This window comes from Thiomicrolovo sp. ZZH C-3, from assembly GCF_054862725.1.
The window spans coordinates 1,262,865-1,278,155 of sequence record NZ_JBTKXX010000001.1; the positions used below are offsets into that span (position 1 = coordinate 1,262,865).

The window sequence follows — 15,291 nt, forward strand, 5'->3', positions numbered from 1 at the left end:
ATAATATACCCCTACTTCAATAAAAAGGTGCTTTTAATGGCCCGTTGGCTCCTGTTTTTGGCGACCTTGCTTGCGGCGGAGGAGTCCTTCATCACCCCGCAGGAATACGCCGCGCAGCTCTATCACAATCCGAGGGGGATCGGCTGCAATCTCTGCCACGGCGAACACGGCGAGGGGAAGGTAATCGCCCATTATACCGATAAGGGCGTTCGCAAATCGTTTACCGCCCCGGCGATCAACGTTATCGCTTTCGAGGATTTTGACCGCGCCCTGAACGGCCGCGTCAAGGGGATGCCGCGCTACTTCCTGACCGAGGAGGAGCGGCAAACCCTCTACCGTTACCTGCACCCAAAGGACGCCAATGTTCCAAACTGACCTCCCTGAACTGGAGCGGGCCGCGGAGACCCTCGACATCGCTGCCATTGACGCGCTGCTCTCGCCGCAGCGCCGTACTCTGAACGGCTCCGCGGCATTTCACGCGCCGCTGATGCTCTCCGCCCACCGCGTCAAGCACCTCTCGAAGATCCCGCAGCTGTCCGCCGACGCGGTGATGTTCAACCTCGAAGACGGGGTCTCGGCCGAACAGAAACCGGTGGCGCTGCGCCTCTGTGCCCTGGCGCTCTCCCGCCTGCCGCACTCTGACAAGAAACTGATCGTGCGGGTCAACCCCCTCGACGAGGGCGGGGCGGAGGAGATCGCTTTTCTTGCCCCCTATATGCCCGATGCCATCCGCGTCCCGAAGGTCCGCACGCCGGAGGAGGTGGAACGCATCGTCTCAATGGTGCCTGCCCCGATTGAAGTCCATCTCTCCATTGAGACGAAAGAGGCGTGGCTGGCCCTCGCAGGCTTACGGCCCGATCCTCGGGTGAGTACCTTCTATCTCGGTATCCTTGACCTTTTTGCCGACCTGGGGCTCGACCAGGCGCTCATTACCCCGGAGAACCCGACCCTGCGCTACCTGCTGTCGCACTTCTTCGTGACCTGCCGGGCCCTGGGCATCAAGCCGGTCTCCTTCGTCTACCAGGATTACCGTAACGAGGCGGGATTCGCACAGTGGCTTGCGCTGGAGAGCGAGATGGGCTTTGATGCCAAGGGTTGCATTGCACCGAAACAGGCGGAGCAGGTGATGGCGGCCTTCGGCCGGGACGAGGCGGCACTGGCACGGGCACGGGAGATCGTCGCACTCTTCGAGGCCGAACGCGCCAAGGGGGTGACGGGTTTCGCGCATGAAACGTACGGATTTGTCGACGAACCGATCTACAAGGGGGCATTGGCCCTGCTGAAAGGTGCGGAGTGAACCGGTTGCGCGCGGCCCTTGTCTCGACGAACGGCCTGATCCTCACCGGTATCGTTCTGGGCGGATTTTTCGGGGCGTTCTTCCCCGAACTGGCCCTGGCGCAGCGGGTGATCGGGCAGATGTTCGTCGCGCTGCTGAAAATGCTTGTCGTCCCCCTGGTCTTTGCCAGCATCTTCGTCGCCATCGCCGGGCTGGGAACGCTGCACCATCTCAAAAACATGGGGGTGCGCACGATCGGGCTCTACCTGCTCACGACGGCACTCTCGGTCCTGTTGGCGATCGTCGTCATGAACGGTGTCGGCATCGGGGAAGCGATCTCCGCCGAAGGGGTCGCCTTTGCGCAGGCCCATGAGATCAAATCCTTCTCTTTCGAAGCGATGCTGCTCGGCTTCATTCCGACAAACGTCTTCGCGTCGCTTACGAACGGGGCGATGATGCAGGTGATCGTCTTTTCCATCCTTTTCGCGATCGCCAGCCTCTACCTCAGCGACCACCACCAGGGGCTGATGCTCGACTTCTTTACGGGGGTCAACAACGCCATGCTCAAGATGGCCGAATGGGTGATCAAGCTGACCCCCATCGGCGTTTTCAGCCTGATCGCCTATGTGATTGCCGATGAGGGGGTCGACGTTATTCTCGGGCTCTGGAAATATATGCTCGTCGTCATCGGAGTGATCTTGCTGCACGGTCTGGTGACCCTGCCGTCGCTGGTTGCCTTCTTTGCGCGCGTCAACCCCTACCACTATATGGGACGGGTCAAGGAGGCGATCCTGCTCGCCTTCTCCACCGCCTCCAGCGCGGCGACGCTGCCGGTCTCCATCGAGGTGAGCGAGCATAAAGGCGGGGTGCGCCGGGAGAGTGCCGGGTTCGTCCTGCCGCTGGGGGCGACGGTCTCCATGGACGGGACGGCGGCCTACCTGGTCGTGGCGGTGCTCTATATCGCGACCCTCGCCGGGGTGGAGCTCTCCTTCGGCGACCAGGTGCTGCTGGGGGTTACCGTCGTGGCCCTCTCCGTCGGCGTCGCGGCGCTGCCGAGCGCCTCGCTGGTAATGATGGTCGTCATTCTGAACCAGATCGGCCTGCCGGCGGACTATATCGGTCTTATCGTCGCTGTCGACCGGGTGCTCGACATGTTCCGCACCTCCCTCAACGTCACCTCGGACCTGATGGTCACGAAGATCGTCGACGTCACGACGCGCAAAGCGGTACTGGAAGCGACGGCCTGAAGGCGTGCGTGTTCAGTAGCCGCGCAGATAGTAGCCGAATTTGTAGCGCACCAGCGTTTTCTGTTCGGGCCGCGGGTATTTCCAGTAGACCGACTCTATCGTCTCCTTGGTGACCTCGTCGAGCAGGAAGAAACCGCTGTTGCGTATGGTGCGGAAATCGGTCATCCGGCCGTCGGGGTGGAGGTAGAACTCGACGATGTTGTAGTCGTTGACGCGCATATTGTTGGGGATCATCGTGCTGCCGGTGTCGTTGAGCTGGGTCTGGGTGAGGCGGCGCATGATCTCCTGGTTGTCGAGCAGGTATTTCTGCTCCCCTGCGCTCAGTTTCCCGAATGCATCGCCGTAGGCCTCGCGGATATCGTTGGGAATGCGGCTTTCGCGTCTGGCGGACGCCGACATGGCGGCGGCTTTGCGTTCGACGTTCTTCTGCTTCTGTGACAGTTTGGCAAAGAGGTTTTTATGTTCCGTCGGCACTTCGGTGGCATTGGCCTCGGCCGTTTTCGGCTCCGGTGTTTTCATAAAGGGGATGTAGGGTTTTTCCGGCGGGACGGGTTGCATTTTGGCAACCGGCGCCTGCGGCTCGGCTATTTTTGTGGGGGTCGGGATCTTCTGCTGCGGTTTGACCGGTGTGGGCTGCGCAACAGGCAGCTGCTGCCGGGGTGTCGGAAGCGGCTGGGACTGGGGAAGCTTTTCGAGCTGTTTGCCCTTGGGCATCGGCGGTATCTTCTCCGCCGGCGGGCGCTTGTTCGGGAGCGCGGCGTTTTCCTTGGCCTTCGGGCGCTCTTTGAGTGCGATCTTGATCCGGTGCTCCTGGAGTTTCGGTTCGACCGGCTCGGTGACGAAGATGTAGCCCAGCAGCAGGAAAAGCACCAGGATGAGCAGATGGAAGAGTACGGCAATAATAAGGGCGGCGGTACTTCGGCTCATCGGGTCGGTGTTTCCTTCCAGCCGAGGCAGGGTCGGCCATAGTGTAAAGTGGGGGAATTATAACCCATTTGCTATAATGGCGGGAAAATTCAGGGGTGTTTGTGCGTTAGCGCCGCGCAAGCCCCCCTTTCACGGACGGTCAATGAACATTACATCCTCGATTCAGGCATTTGAAGAAGCTCAGACATTGATTCCCGGCGGTGTGGATTCGCCGGTACGCGCTTTCAAAAGCGTCGGCGGGACCCCGCTCTTTATTGAAAAGGGCGAGGGGGCGCACCTCTACGACATCGACGGCAACGCCTATGTCGATTATGTCCAGAGCTGGGGACCGCTGATCTTCGGACACCGCGACGAGGCGATCGAGAGCGCGGTCTGCGACGCGGTCCGTCACGGGCTCAGTTTCGGGGCGCCGACCCTCTCCGAGAGCGAACTGGCCAAAGAGGTCATCGGGATCTTCGAGAGCATCGACAAGGTGCGTTTCGTCTCCAGCGGGACCGAGGCGGTCATGAGCGCCATCCGCCTGGCACGGGGCTTCACGGGCAAGGACGACATCGTCAAGTTCGAGGGGTGCTACCACGGCCACAGCGACGCCCTGCTGGTGCAGGCCGGTTCGGGCCTTGCGACCTTCGGCAACCCGAGCTCCCCGGGCGTCCCGGTGGACTTTACCAAGCACACCCTCCTGGCCAAGTACAACGACATCGAGAGCGTGCGCAAATGCTTCGAGGATTCGGACAACATCGCCTGTATCATTATCGAGCCGATTGCAGGCAACATGGGGCTCGTCCCGGCGGACAAGGAGTTCCTGGCGGAACTGCGCCTGCTCTGTGACGCCCACGGGGCGCTGCTGATCTTCGACGAGGTCATGAGCGGGTTCCGTGCGACCCTGTACGGTGCGGAGTCCATCACGGGGACGCTGCCGGACATGGTGACCCTGGGCAAGGTCATCGGCGGCGGGATGCCGGTCGGTGCCTTCGGCGGCAAGGCCGAGATCATGGCACAGCTCTCCCCGGAAGGACCGGTCTATCAGGCGGGGACGCTGAGCGGGAACCCGGTCGCGATGGCGGCAGGGATCACCGCCGTGCGTAAACTCCGCAGCAACGCCAAGCTCTACAGTGTGCTCGAAGCCCGTGCCAAGCGCCTGATGGAAGGTTTTGCCGCTGCGGCGGAGAAGCACGGCATTGCGCTGAAGACCGACGTACGCGGTTCGATGTTCGGCTTCTTCTTCAACGACAAACCGGTCAAGAACTTCGACGACGCGGCCGCATCGGACCTGGAACGCTTTGCGGCATTCCATGCCGGCATGCTCGCCCGCGGCTTCTACTTCGCCTGTTCGCAGTTCGAGACGGGCTTTATCTGTACGCAGATCACCGACGAGATGATCGAGGCGACGATCAGCGCGGCGGATGAAGTGATGGGGACGCTCTGATGGCGGATAAGCACCTGACGGGGCTGACCCCGGAAAACGGCGAACCCGAAGAGCGCAAGCCGCGCCTGAAGCCGGTCGTGGAGGGGGCGGAAACCCTCTCGCTCGGTATCTCCATGGTCGTGGCGGTCCTTATCGGCGTCGCCGTCGGCATCGGGCTGAAGAAGTGGACGGGCATCACATGGCTGCTCTGGGTCGGTGTCGCTATCGGGATCGCCGCGGCGTTCCTGAACGTTTTCAAGGCCTATTCGAAACAGTACAAAGAGTTTGAAGAGCTCTCCAAAAACCCGCGCTACAACCCCAAAACACTTGAAGGTGACGACGACGATGACGATGACGACGCTGCGAAGCACTATTAGTCCCTTCCTCGCCGTTCATCTCCTGCTGTACGGCCTGCTCGCCGTCTCCAAAGCGGCCTTTCTCAACGCCCAGATCGCCTTCATCTCCGCGTTTTTGATCCTGCTGGGATCGCTCTACAGCTACCGGAAGCTCGTGCAGCGCAACCTCGAGAACGGGACGGCGCTCCACCAGGATGACCTGGTCGAGAAGATCGACGACCCCTATGACCTCTACAGCGAAAGCGAAGAGGGTGTCGACGAAGAGAAACCGCTCAAAGATGTCATTAAAGAGGAGAAGGCGCGCCTGAAGGCGAACAAGGCGACCGTGCGCAACGTCTCCAAATCGACGCCGGCGCTGCTCTCCGTCTACCGCCTGGTACCGTACGGCATCCTGGTGCTCGGGTTTATCGCGCTCAAAAACAACAATATGCTTTCACTCTGGTATTTTCTGCCGGGGCTGGCTGCGGGAATCGTGGCGGGATTTCTGAGCGGAAAGGCGCTCTTCGCCTCCCGCTGATTCACCCTTTTACTGATTGATGATGGGAATATTGACCGTCACGGCCTTCTTTCCGATTTCGCAGAAGAGGTGGTTCTTCTTACACATCTGCTCAATCGCCGACTTGTAGACCTCGTCAAAGACGTTCCCGCTCACCTTGAGGGAGAAGAAGGTGTACTTTTTCTCTTCATAAAGGATGTACTCTCCGATCCGGAAGGCGAGCTTCGTCGTGATCGTTTCACTGCCGCCGAAGGATTCGTACATCTTGTTGAGGAGGCGGATGAACTGGTCGGTATTGAGCCGTGTTTCGGGCATTGTCGGGTCCAGGTCTTTGTGGAAGGTCGATTTGCTGCCGATGGAGTTCGTCGCGATACAGAGGTCGATGAGGGAGTAGATGTTGACCAGATCGCCTTCGATCTCCGGGCGGGAGAACTGGAAAGAGGGGGTCTGGAAAAAACGGATGCCGATCTCCTCTTCATTGACGTAGCCGACCATGATGCCGAAGATCTTGAAGCGGCCGTACTCCAGCTCCATAAAGGTCGTTTTGAACCCGAAAGAGGGGCTGGCGTAGGTCGTGGCAAGTTCAAAAAGCGTCAGACGGTCGACGGCACCGAGCAGGTACTGTCCCTCTGCGTTGACGGAGAGTACCTTCCCCCCGGCACTGAAGAGGATATAGGGATTAAAATCGTATTCGATCCACTGCTGTTCGAAGGTCATTATTCCTCGATATAGTTCTTGAGTTTGCGGCCGACTTTAGGGTGCTTGAGCTTTTTGATCGCACTGCTTTCGATTTGGCGGACGCGTTCGCGGGTGACGTTGAGCTCTTTCCCGATCTCTTCGAGGGTACGGTCGCTTTCGTCGTCCATGATCCCGAAGCGCATCTTGATGACGGCTTTTTCGCGCTCGTTGAGCTGTTCGAGCACCCCTTCGATCTGGACCTTGAGGTCGTCTTTGAGGATAGCATCGGAAGGCGAGAGGGAGGTGCGGTCTTCGATGAAGTCACCGAAACGGCCATCCTCTTCACTGCCGATCGGTGCCTCGAGGGAGATCGGTTCTTTGGTGATCTTGATGACGTTCTTGACCTTCTCGACGGAGAGACCCACCTCTTCGGCGATCGTCTCGACATCCGGTTCTTTGCCGTTCTCCTGCAGGTATTTGCGCATGATCTTGTTGATGCGGTTGATCGTCTCGATCATGTGGATCGGGATGCGGATCGTGCGCGCCTGGTCGGCGATGGCACGGCTGATCGCCTGACGGATCCACCAGGTCGCGTAGGTGGAGAACTTGTACCCTTTCTGGTACTCGAACTTGTCGACGGCTTTCATCAGACCGATATTGCCTTCCTGGATCAGGTCGAGGAAGGGGAGGCCGCGGTTGGTGTAGCGCTTGGCGATGGAGACGACGAGGCGGAGGTTCGATTTCGCCATCCGCGTCTTGGCCGTCTCGGAGATCGCCTTACCGCGCTTGATCTGCTCGAGGATGTCCGAGAGCTTTTCGGGTTCCATGTTGAAGCCGCCCTTGGAGGCCTCTTTGGTCTGGATCAGCTTTTTGATCTCCATATAGGTACCGACCATCGTCGCTTCGGGGACCCGCGCCGCGATATCCTCTTTGGAGAGCTCGGTAATATTGTCGAGGATCTCTCTGTGGTTCTTGCGCAGCAGGTCGTTGAAGAGCGGAAGCTTGTACTCGAGGCGCTTGAGCTCTTTTTCGAACCCTTCGTCGCTCTTGAGGGAGGTTTCCATCGATTTGACGAGCTCGTTGATCAGCTTGGACGTCGGTCCGAGGTCAAGGAGTTTCTCTTTGAGCACTTTCTTTTTGAAGCTTGCCGTCAGGAAGAAATGGACGATCTCTTCGTTCAGGTCGCCGTTCTCGACGCCTTCCGGGAGCTTCTCGGAGGCTTTCTGCCACTCTTTTTTCGCCTTTTCGAGGGCCTTGAAGCTGCTGACGACCAGATCGACGCGCTTTTTGTCTTTGGCGCTGATCTTCTTTTCGCCGCTCTCGTCGTCACCGTCGTCCGTGTCGTCGTCACCGTCGTCTTTTTCGTCCTCAAAGCTTTTAAAGAGCTCTTTGACGCGGCGCTCGCGGTTGATGAGCGGCTCCTTGTAATCAAGGATGAAGTCGATCAGGTAGGGGACGGAGCAGATCGCATCGATGATGATACTTTCACCGAACTCGATCTTTTTCGAGATCTCGATCTCCTCCTCTTTGGTGAGCAGCGGGATCTGGCCCATTTCACGCAGGTACATCCGTACCGGGGAGTCGGAGCGGGACCACTCCATCAGCTCATGCTGTTTGAGGATGTCGAACTCCTCGCCGCTGGCATTTTCGATCAGTTTGCGCTGGGCGTCGCGGCGTGCTTCGGCTTCCTGCTCGTTCATGAGCTTGGCGTGCTCCGAAGCGGTATAGAGGCAGCGCTTATTCTTTTCGGCCAGTTTCAGGACGCTTTTCGCCTGCGCAGCGGTCGGGTTCTTCTCAAAAAGTTCCGCGATCGTTTCGTAGGTAATGCAGTTCTCGGATTGGTGTTCGACAAAAAGGGTTTCAAGGGCTTTATTGAGTTCTTTTGCGGTCATCGGGTGAAAAGCTCCTGGAATAGTGTATTAGGGCGTATCGGCCGATCCCGCATCCGGGATGGGCCAGGCCTGTGGGTTTTTGAGTTAAGTGGGGATTATACTTTATGATGGCTTAGGCTTTGCTTTCTTTCAAAGCGGAGGCGCGGAATAAAGGATATATATTAATTAATATAACCCATCATTCAACCCCTTTTGAGGGATTTTGGATATAATCGCACCAAAAAATTGCAGGATCTTCTATGAGCACACTCGAAGGAAAAGTCTGGCGGTTCGGTCAGGATATCGATACGGACCTGATCATCGCCGCACGCTATCTTAATACGTCCGATCCCAAAGAACTCGCGAAGCATGTAATGGAGGACGCCGATCCGGATTTCGTTTCGAAAATGGCACCGGGCGACATCATCGTCGCCGGCAACAACTTCGGCTGCGGTTCGTCACGCGAACATGCGCCTATCGCCCTGAAAGCCGCCGGGATCGCCGCGGTGATCGCCCCGACGTTCGCCCGCATTTTCTACCGCAACGCCTTTAATATGGGACTGCCGATCTTCGAACTCGAAGAGAGTGCCGAGATTGCCGAAGGCGATATCGTCTCCGTCGATATGGACAAGGGGACGGTCACGGACAAGACGACCGGCAAGAGCTACGCCTTTACGCCGATCCCGCCGTTCATGCAGGAGCTGCTCTCCGCCGGCGGTCTGATGAACTATGCCGAAGAAGAGATCAAAGCAGGAGGAAAAGCATGAAAATCTATAACATTGCCCTGATCAAGGGGGACGGGATCGGTCCCGAGATCATCGACGAAGCGGTCAAGGTCCTCGACGCCGTCGCCGCCCGGTTCGATTTTTCCATGCGTTACGAAGAGGTCCTGATGGGCGGCAGCGCCTACGACGTGACGGGCGATCCGCTGCCCCAGGAGACGATCAACGTCTCCCGCAATGCCGACGCGGTCCTTTTCGGGGCCATCGGCGGCGAAAAGTGGGACAACCTGCCGCGCGAGAAGCGCCCGGAGAGCGGTCTGCTGCGTTTCCGTAAAGAGCTCGGCGTTTTCGCCAACCTGCGCCCGGCCGTCGTCTACGACGAGCTGGTCAACGCCAGCTCCCTCAAGCCCGAAGTCGTCAAGGGCGTCGACCTGATGGTCGTGCGCGAACTGATCGGCGGCATCTATTTCGGTGAACCGAAGGGGTGGGAAGGGGACAAAGCCTACAACACGATGGTCTATACGAAGCCGGAAGTTGAACGCATCGCGCACACGGCATTCAAGATCGCGATGGAACGCGGCAAGAAAGTCTGCTCCGTCGACAAAGCGAACGTTCTCGACGTCTCCCAGATGTGGCGCGAGACGGTCGAAGAGGTTGCCAAAGAGTACCCGGAAGTCGCCCTGTCGCACATGTATGTCGATAACGCCGCCATGCAGCTCATCCGCGACCCGAAACAGTTCGACGTCATCCTGACGGGCAACATCTTCGGCGATATCCTCAGCGACGAGGCGAGCATGCTTTCGGGCTCCATCGGGCTGCTCCCTTCCGCCTCCGTCGGCGCGAAGATCGGTGTCTACGAGCCGATCCACGGTTCGGCGCCGGACATCGCGGGACAGGGGATTGCCAACCCGATCGCGACGATCGCCAGTGCGTCGATGATGCTCCGCTTTGCCCTGGGCGAAACCGAGGCGGCCGACCGTATCGACGCGGCCATCAAGCACGCCCTCAAAGACGGCTACCGTACGCGCGACCTCGCGAACTACGACGCCAAAGAGCTCTGCTCCACCAGTGAAATGGGCGACATCATCGCAAACTACGCGGCCAAAGAATGAAAGAGTACCGGGTACTGATCGATTGTCGTGACGAAAAAGGGCTCGTCTACAAAGTCTCGAGCATCTTTTTCAAGTACGACCTGAATATCCTCTCCAACAGCGAGTTCGTCGACAGCGAAACGAACCTCTTTTTCATGCGCAGCGTCGTCAGCGGTTTCATCGACGGCAATGACCTGGAGAAAGAGCTGCGCGCCGTGCTGCCCGAAAAGGCGAACCTGCGCATTGTTGCCCCGGAGAAGAAGAACATCGTCTTGATGGTCACCAAAGAGTCCCACGCGCTCGGTGACCTTCTGATCCGTTACCAGGCCGGCGAACTCGATGCCAACATCCTCGGCGTCGTCTCCAATTACGACCTGCTCGAACCGCTGATCGAGAAGTTCGGCATCCCTTTTTATACGGTGTCGCACGAGGGGCTCAGCCGCGATGCGCACGAGCAGAAAGTGCTCGAGTGTCTGGCCGGTTTCGGCGAGATCGACTATATCGTTCTGGCGAAGTACATGCGTATCCTGACGCCGAACTTCGTCGAGGCCTACGCCAACAAGATCATCAATATCCACCACTCCTTCCTGCCGGCCTTTATCGGGGCGAACCCCTATAAACAGGCCTATGAGCGCGGGGTGAAGATCATCGGGGCGACGGCGCACTTTGTCAACAACGACCTCGACGAAGGGCCGATCATCTCCCAGGACGTCAAGCACGTCGACCATGCCCACAACTGGCAGGAGATGCAGCGCCTCGGACGCGATATCGAGAAGATCGTCCTCTCCCGGGCCCTGCGCCTGGCCCTCGAGGACCGCATCTTCGTCTACGGGAACCGGACCGTTATCTTCTAGTGTTTAACATCGTTCTTGTCCATCCGCAGATCCCCAACAACACCGGTGCCATCGGGCGCCTCTGCGTCAATACCGGTGCTACGCTGCACCTGATCGAGCCGCTGGGGTTCGACATCAGCGAAAAGGCCGTCCGGCGGGCGGGGCTGGACTACTGGCACAAGATCGATCTGCATGTCTGGGAGAGCCTGGAGGCGTTTACCGCGGCGCATCCCGATGCCCTCCGCTACCACCTGGCAACGACCAAGACGGAGCAGCCCTATTTCGAGCATACCTTCCGGGAAGGGGATTACCTCTTTTTCGGCAGCGAGACCGCCGGGATCCCGGCTGATTTTCTCAGTACGCATCCGGAAGCCTGTATGACGATCCCCATGACGCGGGAGGGGCGCAGCCTCAACCTGGCGATCAGCTGCGGGATTATCCTCTACAAGGCGATCGAACAGAACTTTGAGACCTATAAGGAGATGATGTGAACGGGGTAATCGATACGATCATGCTGATCCTCTTCGTGCTTTTCATGTTTATGATTTTCGGCGGCTACCATCGCCAGAAATTCGAAGAGCGCGAAAAAGAGCAGAAGGGCAAAGAGACGGAGGAGGAGTCCGCTTCATCCGAGCCGAAGGCCTAGGCTCAGAGCAGCCTGTCCGCCAACTTTTCCAGAGAGTGTTCAAACTTCTCAAACCATGATTCCGCTTTTTTGATCATCTGTGCCATGGGAGCTCCCTTTGTCATTTGTTTTGACCTATTGTATGCCCGGATGACATCTTTCATTTTTAATATTGCAATTTGACATATAATTTTGGTACGATCCTACATCGCTATACCATTATGCTATACAAAACTATGCGTTAAAGAAGGAGCTGAAGATGAAAGAGTTTGCTGAAATCGTTGAGGAGATCAAGGATATCGTTTCCGGCGAGCTTCCGGGCAAAAAGGTGTTCGACAAGGATGTCGCCTCGCTGCTCGGAATCTCGCAGATGAACTTTGCCACCCTGAAAAAACGCAACAAGATCCCCTACGAGGAGCTGCTGAACTTCTGCGCCAAACGCTCCATTGCGATCAACTGGCTGCTCTTCGGCCAGTCGCCCGAGAGCCTCATCGAGCCGACCAACAAGTTCTACATGGTCCGTTACTTCAGCGAGATCAGCGCCTCCGCCGGCGGCGGGGCAGACGTGTTCGACGAGGGGTCTGAGCCGATGATGCTAAGCGGGAACTTTGTCCAGACCCTCGGCGGGGAGCAGGAGCTGCGTTTCATTGAGGCGATCAACGTCAGCGGGGACTCGATGGAGCCGACCTTCAGCTACGGCGACATCATCTTCGTCAACCGGAACAAAAAGGATATCGGCCGGGGCGGGATTTTTACCATCAATACCGAAGGGGGCCTCTTCATCAAACGCCTCCACAAGCGAATAGATGGTAAAATCGACATTATTTCTGACAATAAAGAGTACCCCGTCCAGACCGCCGCTCCCGAGGCCATCGAGATTATCGGGCGCGTTGTCGGGCGGTTCGGTCAGGTCGATTAACCGTCCCTGCGGCGGGAGCCGGAGAGAAGATGTTTCCCCACCAACGCCCTTTGACCGCCCTGGCGGCAGCTGTCCTGGCACTGTCGCTGGGCGGCTGTACACCCAAAATGCTTCAGGATACGGCAGCCGAAACGCCGCTGCCCCCACTTGCCGCTGTCGAAGATCTTCAGCGTTTCCCCCAGACGATCGACCCCTACCTTATCCGGCTGCAGGAGCGCAATGCAACACTGCCGATGCAGAGGGCGTATAAAAGCGCCTATTACAAGGTGTGGGAGGATGCATATACCCCCGAAGTGCTTGAAGAGGTCAAGTGGCCTTTTGACGTCTACCGGCCGGAGAACGCTTACGGACAGAACCTCAGGCCCCTCTCGGAGGCGTGGTTCTATGCGATGCTGCGCGAAGCGAACTGGCAGGCATACGGCAGCATTGGCGGGCGTGCTGTGGCGCTGCACCGTCTCAACCTGCGCAATTTCCCGACGGAAAAGCCCCTGTTCCGCGACCCTTCTGTGGCCGGGGAGGGGTTCCCCTTTGACTACCTGCAGAACAGTACCGTTTTTGCCGGCGAACCGCTCTACATCTCCCACTACTCCAAAAGCGGGGCATGGGCCTACGTCCTGACCTCCTACGCGACGGGCTGGGTTCCCGTCGACCGCATTGCCCCGGTCACCCGGGCGGAGCGGGAGATCCTGCAGGCGCAGCCGCTGCTGGGAGTGCTCCGGGACCACATGCCGATCCACTCCCTGCGGGGCCGCTATATGTTTGAGGGGTATGTGGGCATGGTCCTGCCGCTGCAGCAAAAAAGTGCGACGCGGTGGCGCGTCGACCCGGCGGGCCATGCCGGTACGGCGGAGATACCGCGCGAAGCAGCGGCACCGCTCCCGCTCACCTTCAGCCGCGAAAACATGCGGCGGGTCATTGCACCGATGATGCAGACGAAATACGGCTGGGGCGGGCTGTACGGCGAGCGGGACTGTTCCTCGACGATGCGGGATATCTTCGCCCCCTTCGGCCTCTGGCTGCCGCGCAACTCCTACAAACAGTCCCGGCTCGGGGAGGTCGTCTCTTTCGAAGGCCTCGACGACGCCACGAAGCTCTCCAAAATTGTTGCGGAGGGGAGGCCATTCGAGACGCTGCTCTACCTCAAAGGGCACATCCTGCTCTACCTGGGGGTCTACGACGGCGAGCCGGCGGTCCTGCATACGGTCTGGGGCGTCAAAACCGTTGACGACGAGGGGAATTTCGGCCGCCATATTATCGGGAAGACCGTCATCTCGTCCCTGCGTCTCGGGCATGAACTGGAGGGGTACAGCGACGAATACTCACTGCTGCATAAAGTGGAAAGTATGAATTTTGTTTTTGAAGCGGCAGAAGAGTAGGTACCGCGGAGGCGGTACTTAGTGCAGGTCGGCGTTGAGCTTGACCTCGCGGCGGGAGCGCAGCGCGATCATCTCGCCGGTAAAAGAGTCCTGGCGGTAGTGGATGCCGTTGAGGCCCGCAAGATCTTTCCCTTTGAACCAGTCGCCTTCCAGCTCGACGCCCGGATTGGCGGCTTTGATCTTCTCAAGCTCTTCGTATTCAACGAGGAACTTCGTCCCTTCGAGGATCGCGATGCCCGCATCGATGATACAGCCGTCGCCCAGCGGGATACCGCAGACGGAGTTGGCGCCGAGGAGGCAGTTTTTACCGATGGAGATGGGGTTGCCGTCGGTGCCGCTCAGGACACCGAGGATGGAGGCACCGCCGCCCACATCAGAACCGTCGCCGACGACCGCGGAGCTGGAGATACGCCCCTCGACCATGCTCACGCCCGTCGTACCGGCATTGAAATTGATGTAGCTCGCTCCCGGCATAACGGTCGTACCGGCATGCAGCTGGGCACCGAAGCGGACCTTGGACGTTTCAAGGATACGGGTGTTGTCCGCCGGGATGATGTGCTGCAGGAAGCGCGGGAATTTGTCGACGAAGTCGATGTGCGGGTACTGGCCGGAGAACTTGAGCTCGATCTCGTTTTCACGGAGCCAGTCGAGCTCGATCGGCTGGCCGTCGCTCCAGGCGACGTTCGGCAGGGCACCGAAAGCGCCGTTCAGATTGATGCTGCGCAGGGCGACTTTGCCCAGGGACATCGCATAAAGCTTCAGGTAGGTTGCCTCGACGCTCTGGCACGGCGCGTCGTTGAAGATGAAGACGACACGGAACTCGCCGTCGCGCATCCCGCTCTCTTTGATCTGGTTGTAAAGCGCCGAGATCACCTGGATGTTCTTGTGGGCATCACCGTAGGCCTCGTCCGCATACGGTGTGAAGGCGTTGAGACAGCTCTCAAGGAAGGGCAGGGTGACGTTGCAGATCGCTTCGTCGCCGCTGATGTCCACCGGGCAGCCGCTCTCGCTGAGCGCCTCCATGAAGATCGCCGCGCTGCCGAAGTTCTCGTCCCAGTTGACGACCGGGTAGGTCGCCTGCAGGATCTTGTCGGTGTTCAGCTGGCCGAAATCGACCCGGCAGATACCGAAAGCGACCGGTGCCTTGTACCCTTCGCCGTTTTGAATGTCGGCCACTTTGGCCTTGAATGCGTCTGCAGTTTCAATCATTTCCATAGAGCAGGTTCCTTGAATTTTTTCGGAATTTTAACACAGACCAGCTCTGATAACCCTGCATCCGACTTTGCAGCGGGATTTTCTAAGGCGCGTATTAAGCCGTATCATTGATGCAAAACCGAAGCTGTCGGTTAGAAGTTGCGGTGTTATACTTTCGACGGGCACCTCTAAAAACCCTGTATAGTCTCAGCGCCGCAGAGAAAGTTATAATCAAGGCGACGTTTTGAAGGCCTAGCCGTAGCTAAGCCGAGAAA

17 protein-coding genes are annotated in these 15,291 nt (G+C 58.5%); 13 read left to right on the top strand and 4 right to left on the bottom strand.

Features of this window, described 5'->3' with window-relative positions:
- Positions 1-36: 36 nt before the first annotated feature.
- Genes ACXWTF_RS06470 through ACXWTF_RS06480 form a run of 3 tightly spaced genes read left to right on the top strand, consistent with a single transcriptional unit; the run spans position 37 to position 2,523 of the window.
- Complete coding sequence (locus ACXWTF_RS06470; protein ID WP_461714189.1) at positions 37-375, top strand: c-type cytochrome; 339 nt, start codon at positions 37-39, stop codon at positions 373-375.
- Positions 362-1,297, top strand: coding sequence for an HpcH/HpaI aldolase/citrate lyase family protein (locus tag ACXWTF_RS06475; protein WP_461714190.1), 936 nt, complete (start codon positions 362-364; stop codon positions 1,295-1,297). Before ACXWTF_RS06470 ends, ACXWTF_RS06475 begins: the two co-directional genes overlap by 14 nt.
- Positions 1,294-2,523, top strand: coding sequence for a dicarboxylate/amino acid:cation symporter (locus ACXWTF_RS06480; RefSeq protein ID WP_461714191.1), 1,230 nt, complete (start codon positions 1,294-1,296; stop codon positions 2,521-2,523). The genes ACXWTF_RS06475 and ACXWTF_RS06480 overlap by 4 nt, the downstream gene beginning before the upstream one ends.
- 12 nt (positions 2,524-2,535) lie before the next feature.
- Here ACXWTF_RS06480 and ACXWTF_RS06485 read toward each other — a convergent pair whose 3' ends face one another.
- Positions 2,536-3,450, bottom strand: a complete 915-nt coding sequence (locus tag ACXWTF_RS06485; protein ID WP_461714192.1) for an energy transducer TonB — start codon at positions 3,448-3,450, stop codon at positions 2,536-2,538.
- Between the two features lie 142 nt (positions 3,451-3,592).
- Between ACXWTF_RS06485 and hemL the strand changes: the two genes are divergently transcribed.
- The 3 genes from hemL to ACXWTF_RS06500 are packed head-to-tail and all read left to right on the top strand — an operon-like array spanning position 3,593 to position 5,728.
- Positions 3,593-4,876: a glutamate-1-semialdehyde 2,1-aminomutase gene (gene hemL, locus ACXWTF_RS06490; protein ID WP_461714193.1), complete on the top strand. Its 1,284-nt coding sequence runs from the start codon at positions 3,593-3,595 to the stop codon at positions 4,874-4,876.
- Positions 4,876-5,232, top strand: coding sequence for an AtpZ/AtpI family protein (locus ACXWTF_RS06495; protein WP_461714194.1), 357 nt, complete (start codon positions 4,876-4,878; stop codon positions 5,230-5,232). The genes hemL and ACXWTF_RS06495 overlap by 1 nt, the downstream gene beginning before the upstream one ends.
- Positions 5,189-5,728 carry a hypothetical protein gene (locus ACXWTF_RS06500; protein ID WP_461714195.1) on the top strand — a complete coding sequence of 180 codons (540 nt, stop codon included), beginning with the start codon at positions 5,189-5,191 and terminating at the stop codon, positions 5,726-5,728. Before ACXWTF_RS06495 ends, ACXWTF_RS06500 begins: the two co-directional genes overlap by 44 nt.
- Before the next feature lie 9 nt (positions 5,729-5,737).
- On the opposite strand, the gene ACXWTF_RS06505 is transcribed toward ACXWTF_RS06500, so the two are convergent.
- A complete protein-coding gene (locus ACXWTF_RS06505; RefSeq protein WP_461714196.1) occupies positions 5,738-6,424 on the bottom strand; it encodes a hypothetical protein in 687 nt (228 codons plus the stop codon).
- On the bottom strand, positions 6,424-8,277 hold the full coding sequence (rpoD, locus tag ACXWTF_RS06510) for an RNA polymerase sigma factor RpoD (RefSeq protein WP_461714197.1): 1,854 nt from the start codon (positions 8,275-8,277) through the stop codon (positions 6,424-6,426). Before rpoD ends, ACXWTF_RS06505 begins: the two co-directional genes overlap by 1 nt.
- Before the next feature lie 239 nt (positions 8,278-8,516).
- Here rpoD and ACXWTF_RS06515 point away from each other — a divergent pair, with 239 nt between their 5' ends.
- The 7 genes from ACXWTF_RS06515 to ACXWTF_RS06545 all read left to right on the top strand — a co-directional run bounded on the left by ACXWTF_RS06515 (position 8,517) and on the right by ACXWTF_RS06545 (position 13,822).
- A complete protein-coding gene (locus ACXWTF_RS06515; RefSeq protein WP_231018006.1) occupies positions 8,517-9,023 on the top strand; it encodes a 3-isopropylmalate dehydratase small subunit in 507 nt (168 codons plus the stop codon).
- Entirely contained in the window at positions 9,020-10,090 is a 1,071-nt protein-coding gene (gene leuB / locus ACXWTF_RS06520; RefSeq protein ID WP_461714198.1) for a 3-isopropylmalate dehydrogenase, read from the top strand. The genes ACXWTF_RS06515 and leuB overlap by 4 nt, the downstream gene beginning before the upstream one ends.
- Positions 10,087-10,923, top strand: a complete 837-nt coding sequence (gene purU, locus ACXWTF_RS06525) for a formyltetrahydrofolate deformylase (protein ID WP_461714199.1) — start codon at positions 10,087-10,089, stop codon at positions 10,921-10,923. Before leuB ends, purU begins: the two co-directional genes overlap by 4 nt.
- Positions 10,923-11,393: a tRNA (cytidine(34)-2'-O)-methyltransferase gene (locus ACXWTF_RS06530; protein WP_461714200.1), complete on the top strand. Its 471-nt coding sequence runs from the start codon at positions 10,923-10,925 to the stop codon at positions 11,391-11,393. The genes purU and ACXWTF_RS06530 overlap by 1 nt, the downstream gene beginning before the upstream one ends.
- Positions 11,390-11,548 (top strand): hypothetical protein, encoded by a 159-nt coding sequence (locus tag ACXWTF_RS06535; RefSeq protein WP_461714201.1) that lies wholly within the window; start codon positions 11,390-11,392, stop codon positions 11,546-11,548. The genes ACXWTF_RS06530 and ACXWTF_RS06535 overlap by 4 nt, the downstream gene beginning before the upstream one ends.
- A gap of 238 nt (positions 11,549-11,786) precedes the next feature.
- Positions 11,787-12,446, top strand: a complete 660-nt coding sequence (locus tag ACXWTF_RS06540) for a LexA family transcriptional regulator (RefSeq protein WP_461714202.1) — start codon at positions 11,787-11,789, stop codon at positions 12,444-12,446.
- A gap of 29 nt (positions 12,447-12,475) precedes the next feature.
- The gene (locus ACXWTF_RS06545) at positions 12,476-13,822 is read left to right on the top strand and encodes an SH3 domain-containing protein (RefSeq protein ID WP_461714203.1); all 1,347 of its coding nucleotides are present in this window, start codon (positions 12,476-12,478) and stop codon (positions 13,820-13,822) included.
- Positions 13,823-13,840: 18 nt separating this feature from the next.
- On the opposite strand, the gene ACXWTF_RS06550 is transcribed toward ACXWTF_RS06545, so the two are convergent.
- Complete coding sequence (locus ACXWTF_RS06550) at positions 13,841-15,037, bottom strand: tetrahydrodipicolinate N-succinyltransferase N-terminal domain-containing protein (RefSeq protein ID WP_461714204.1); 1,197 nt, start codon at positions 15,035-15,037, stop codon at positions 13,841-13,843.
- Between the last annotated feature and the right edge of the window lie 254 nt (positions 15,038-15,291).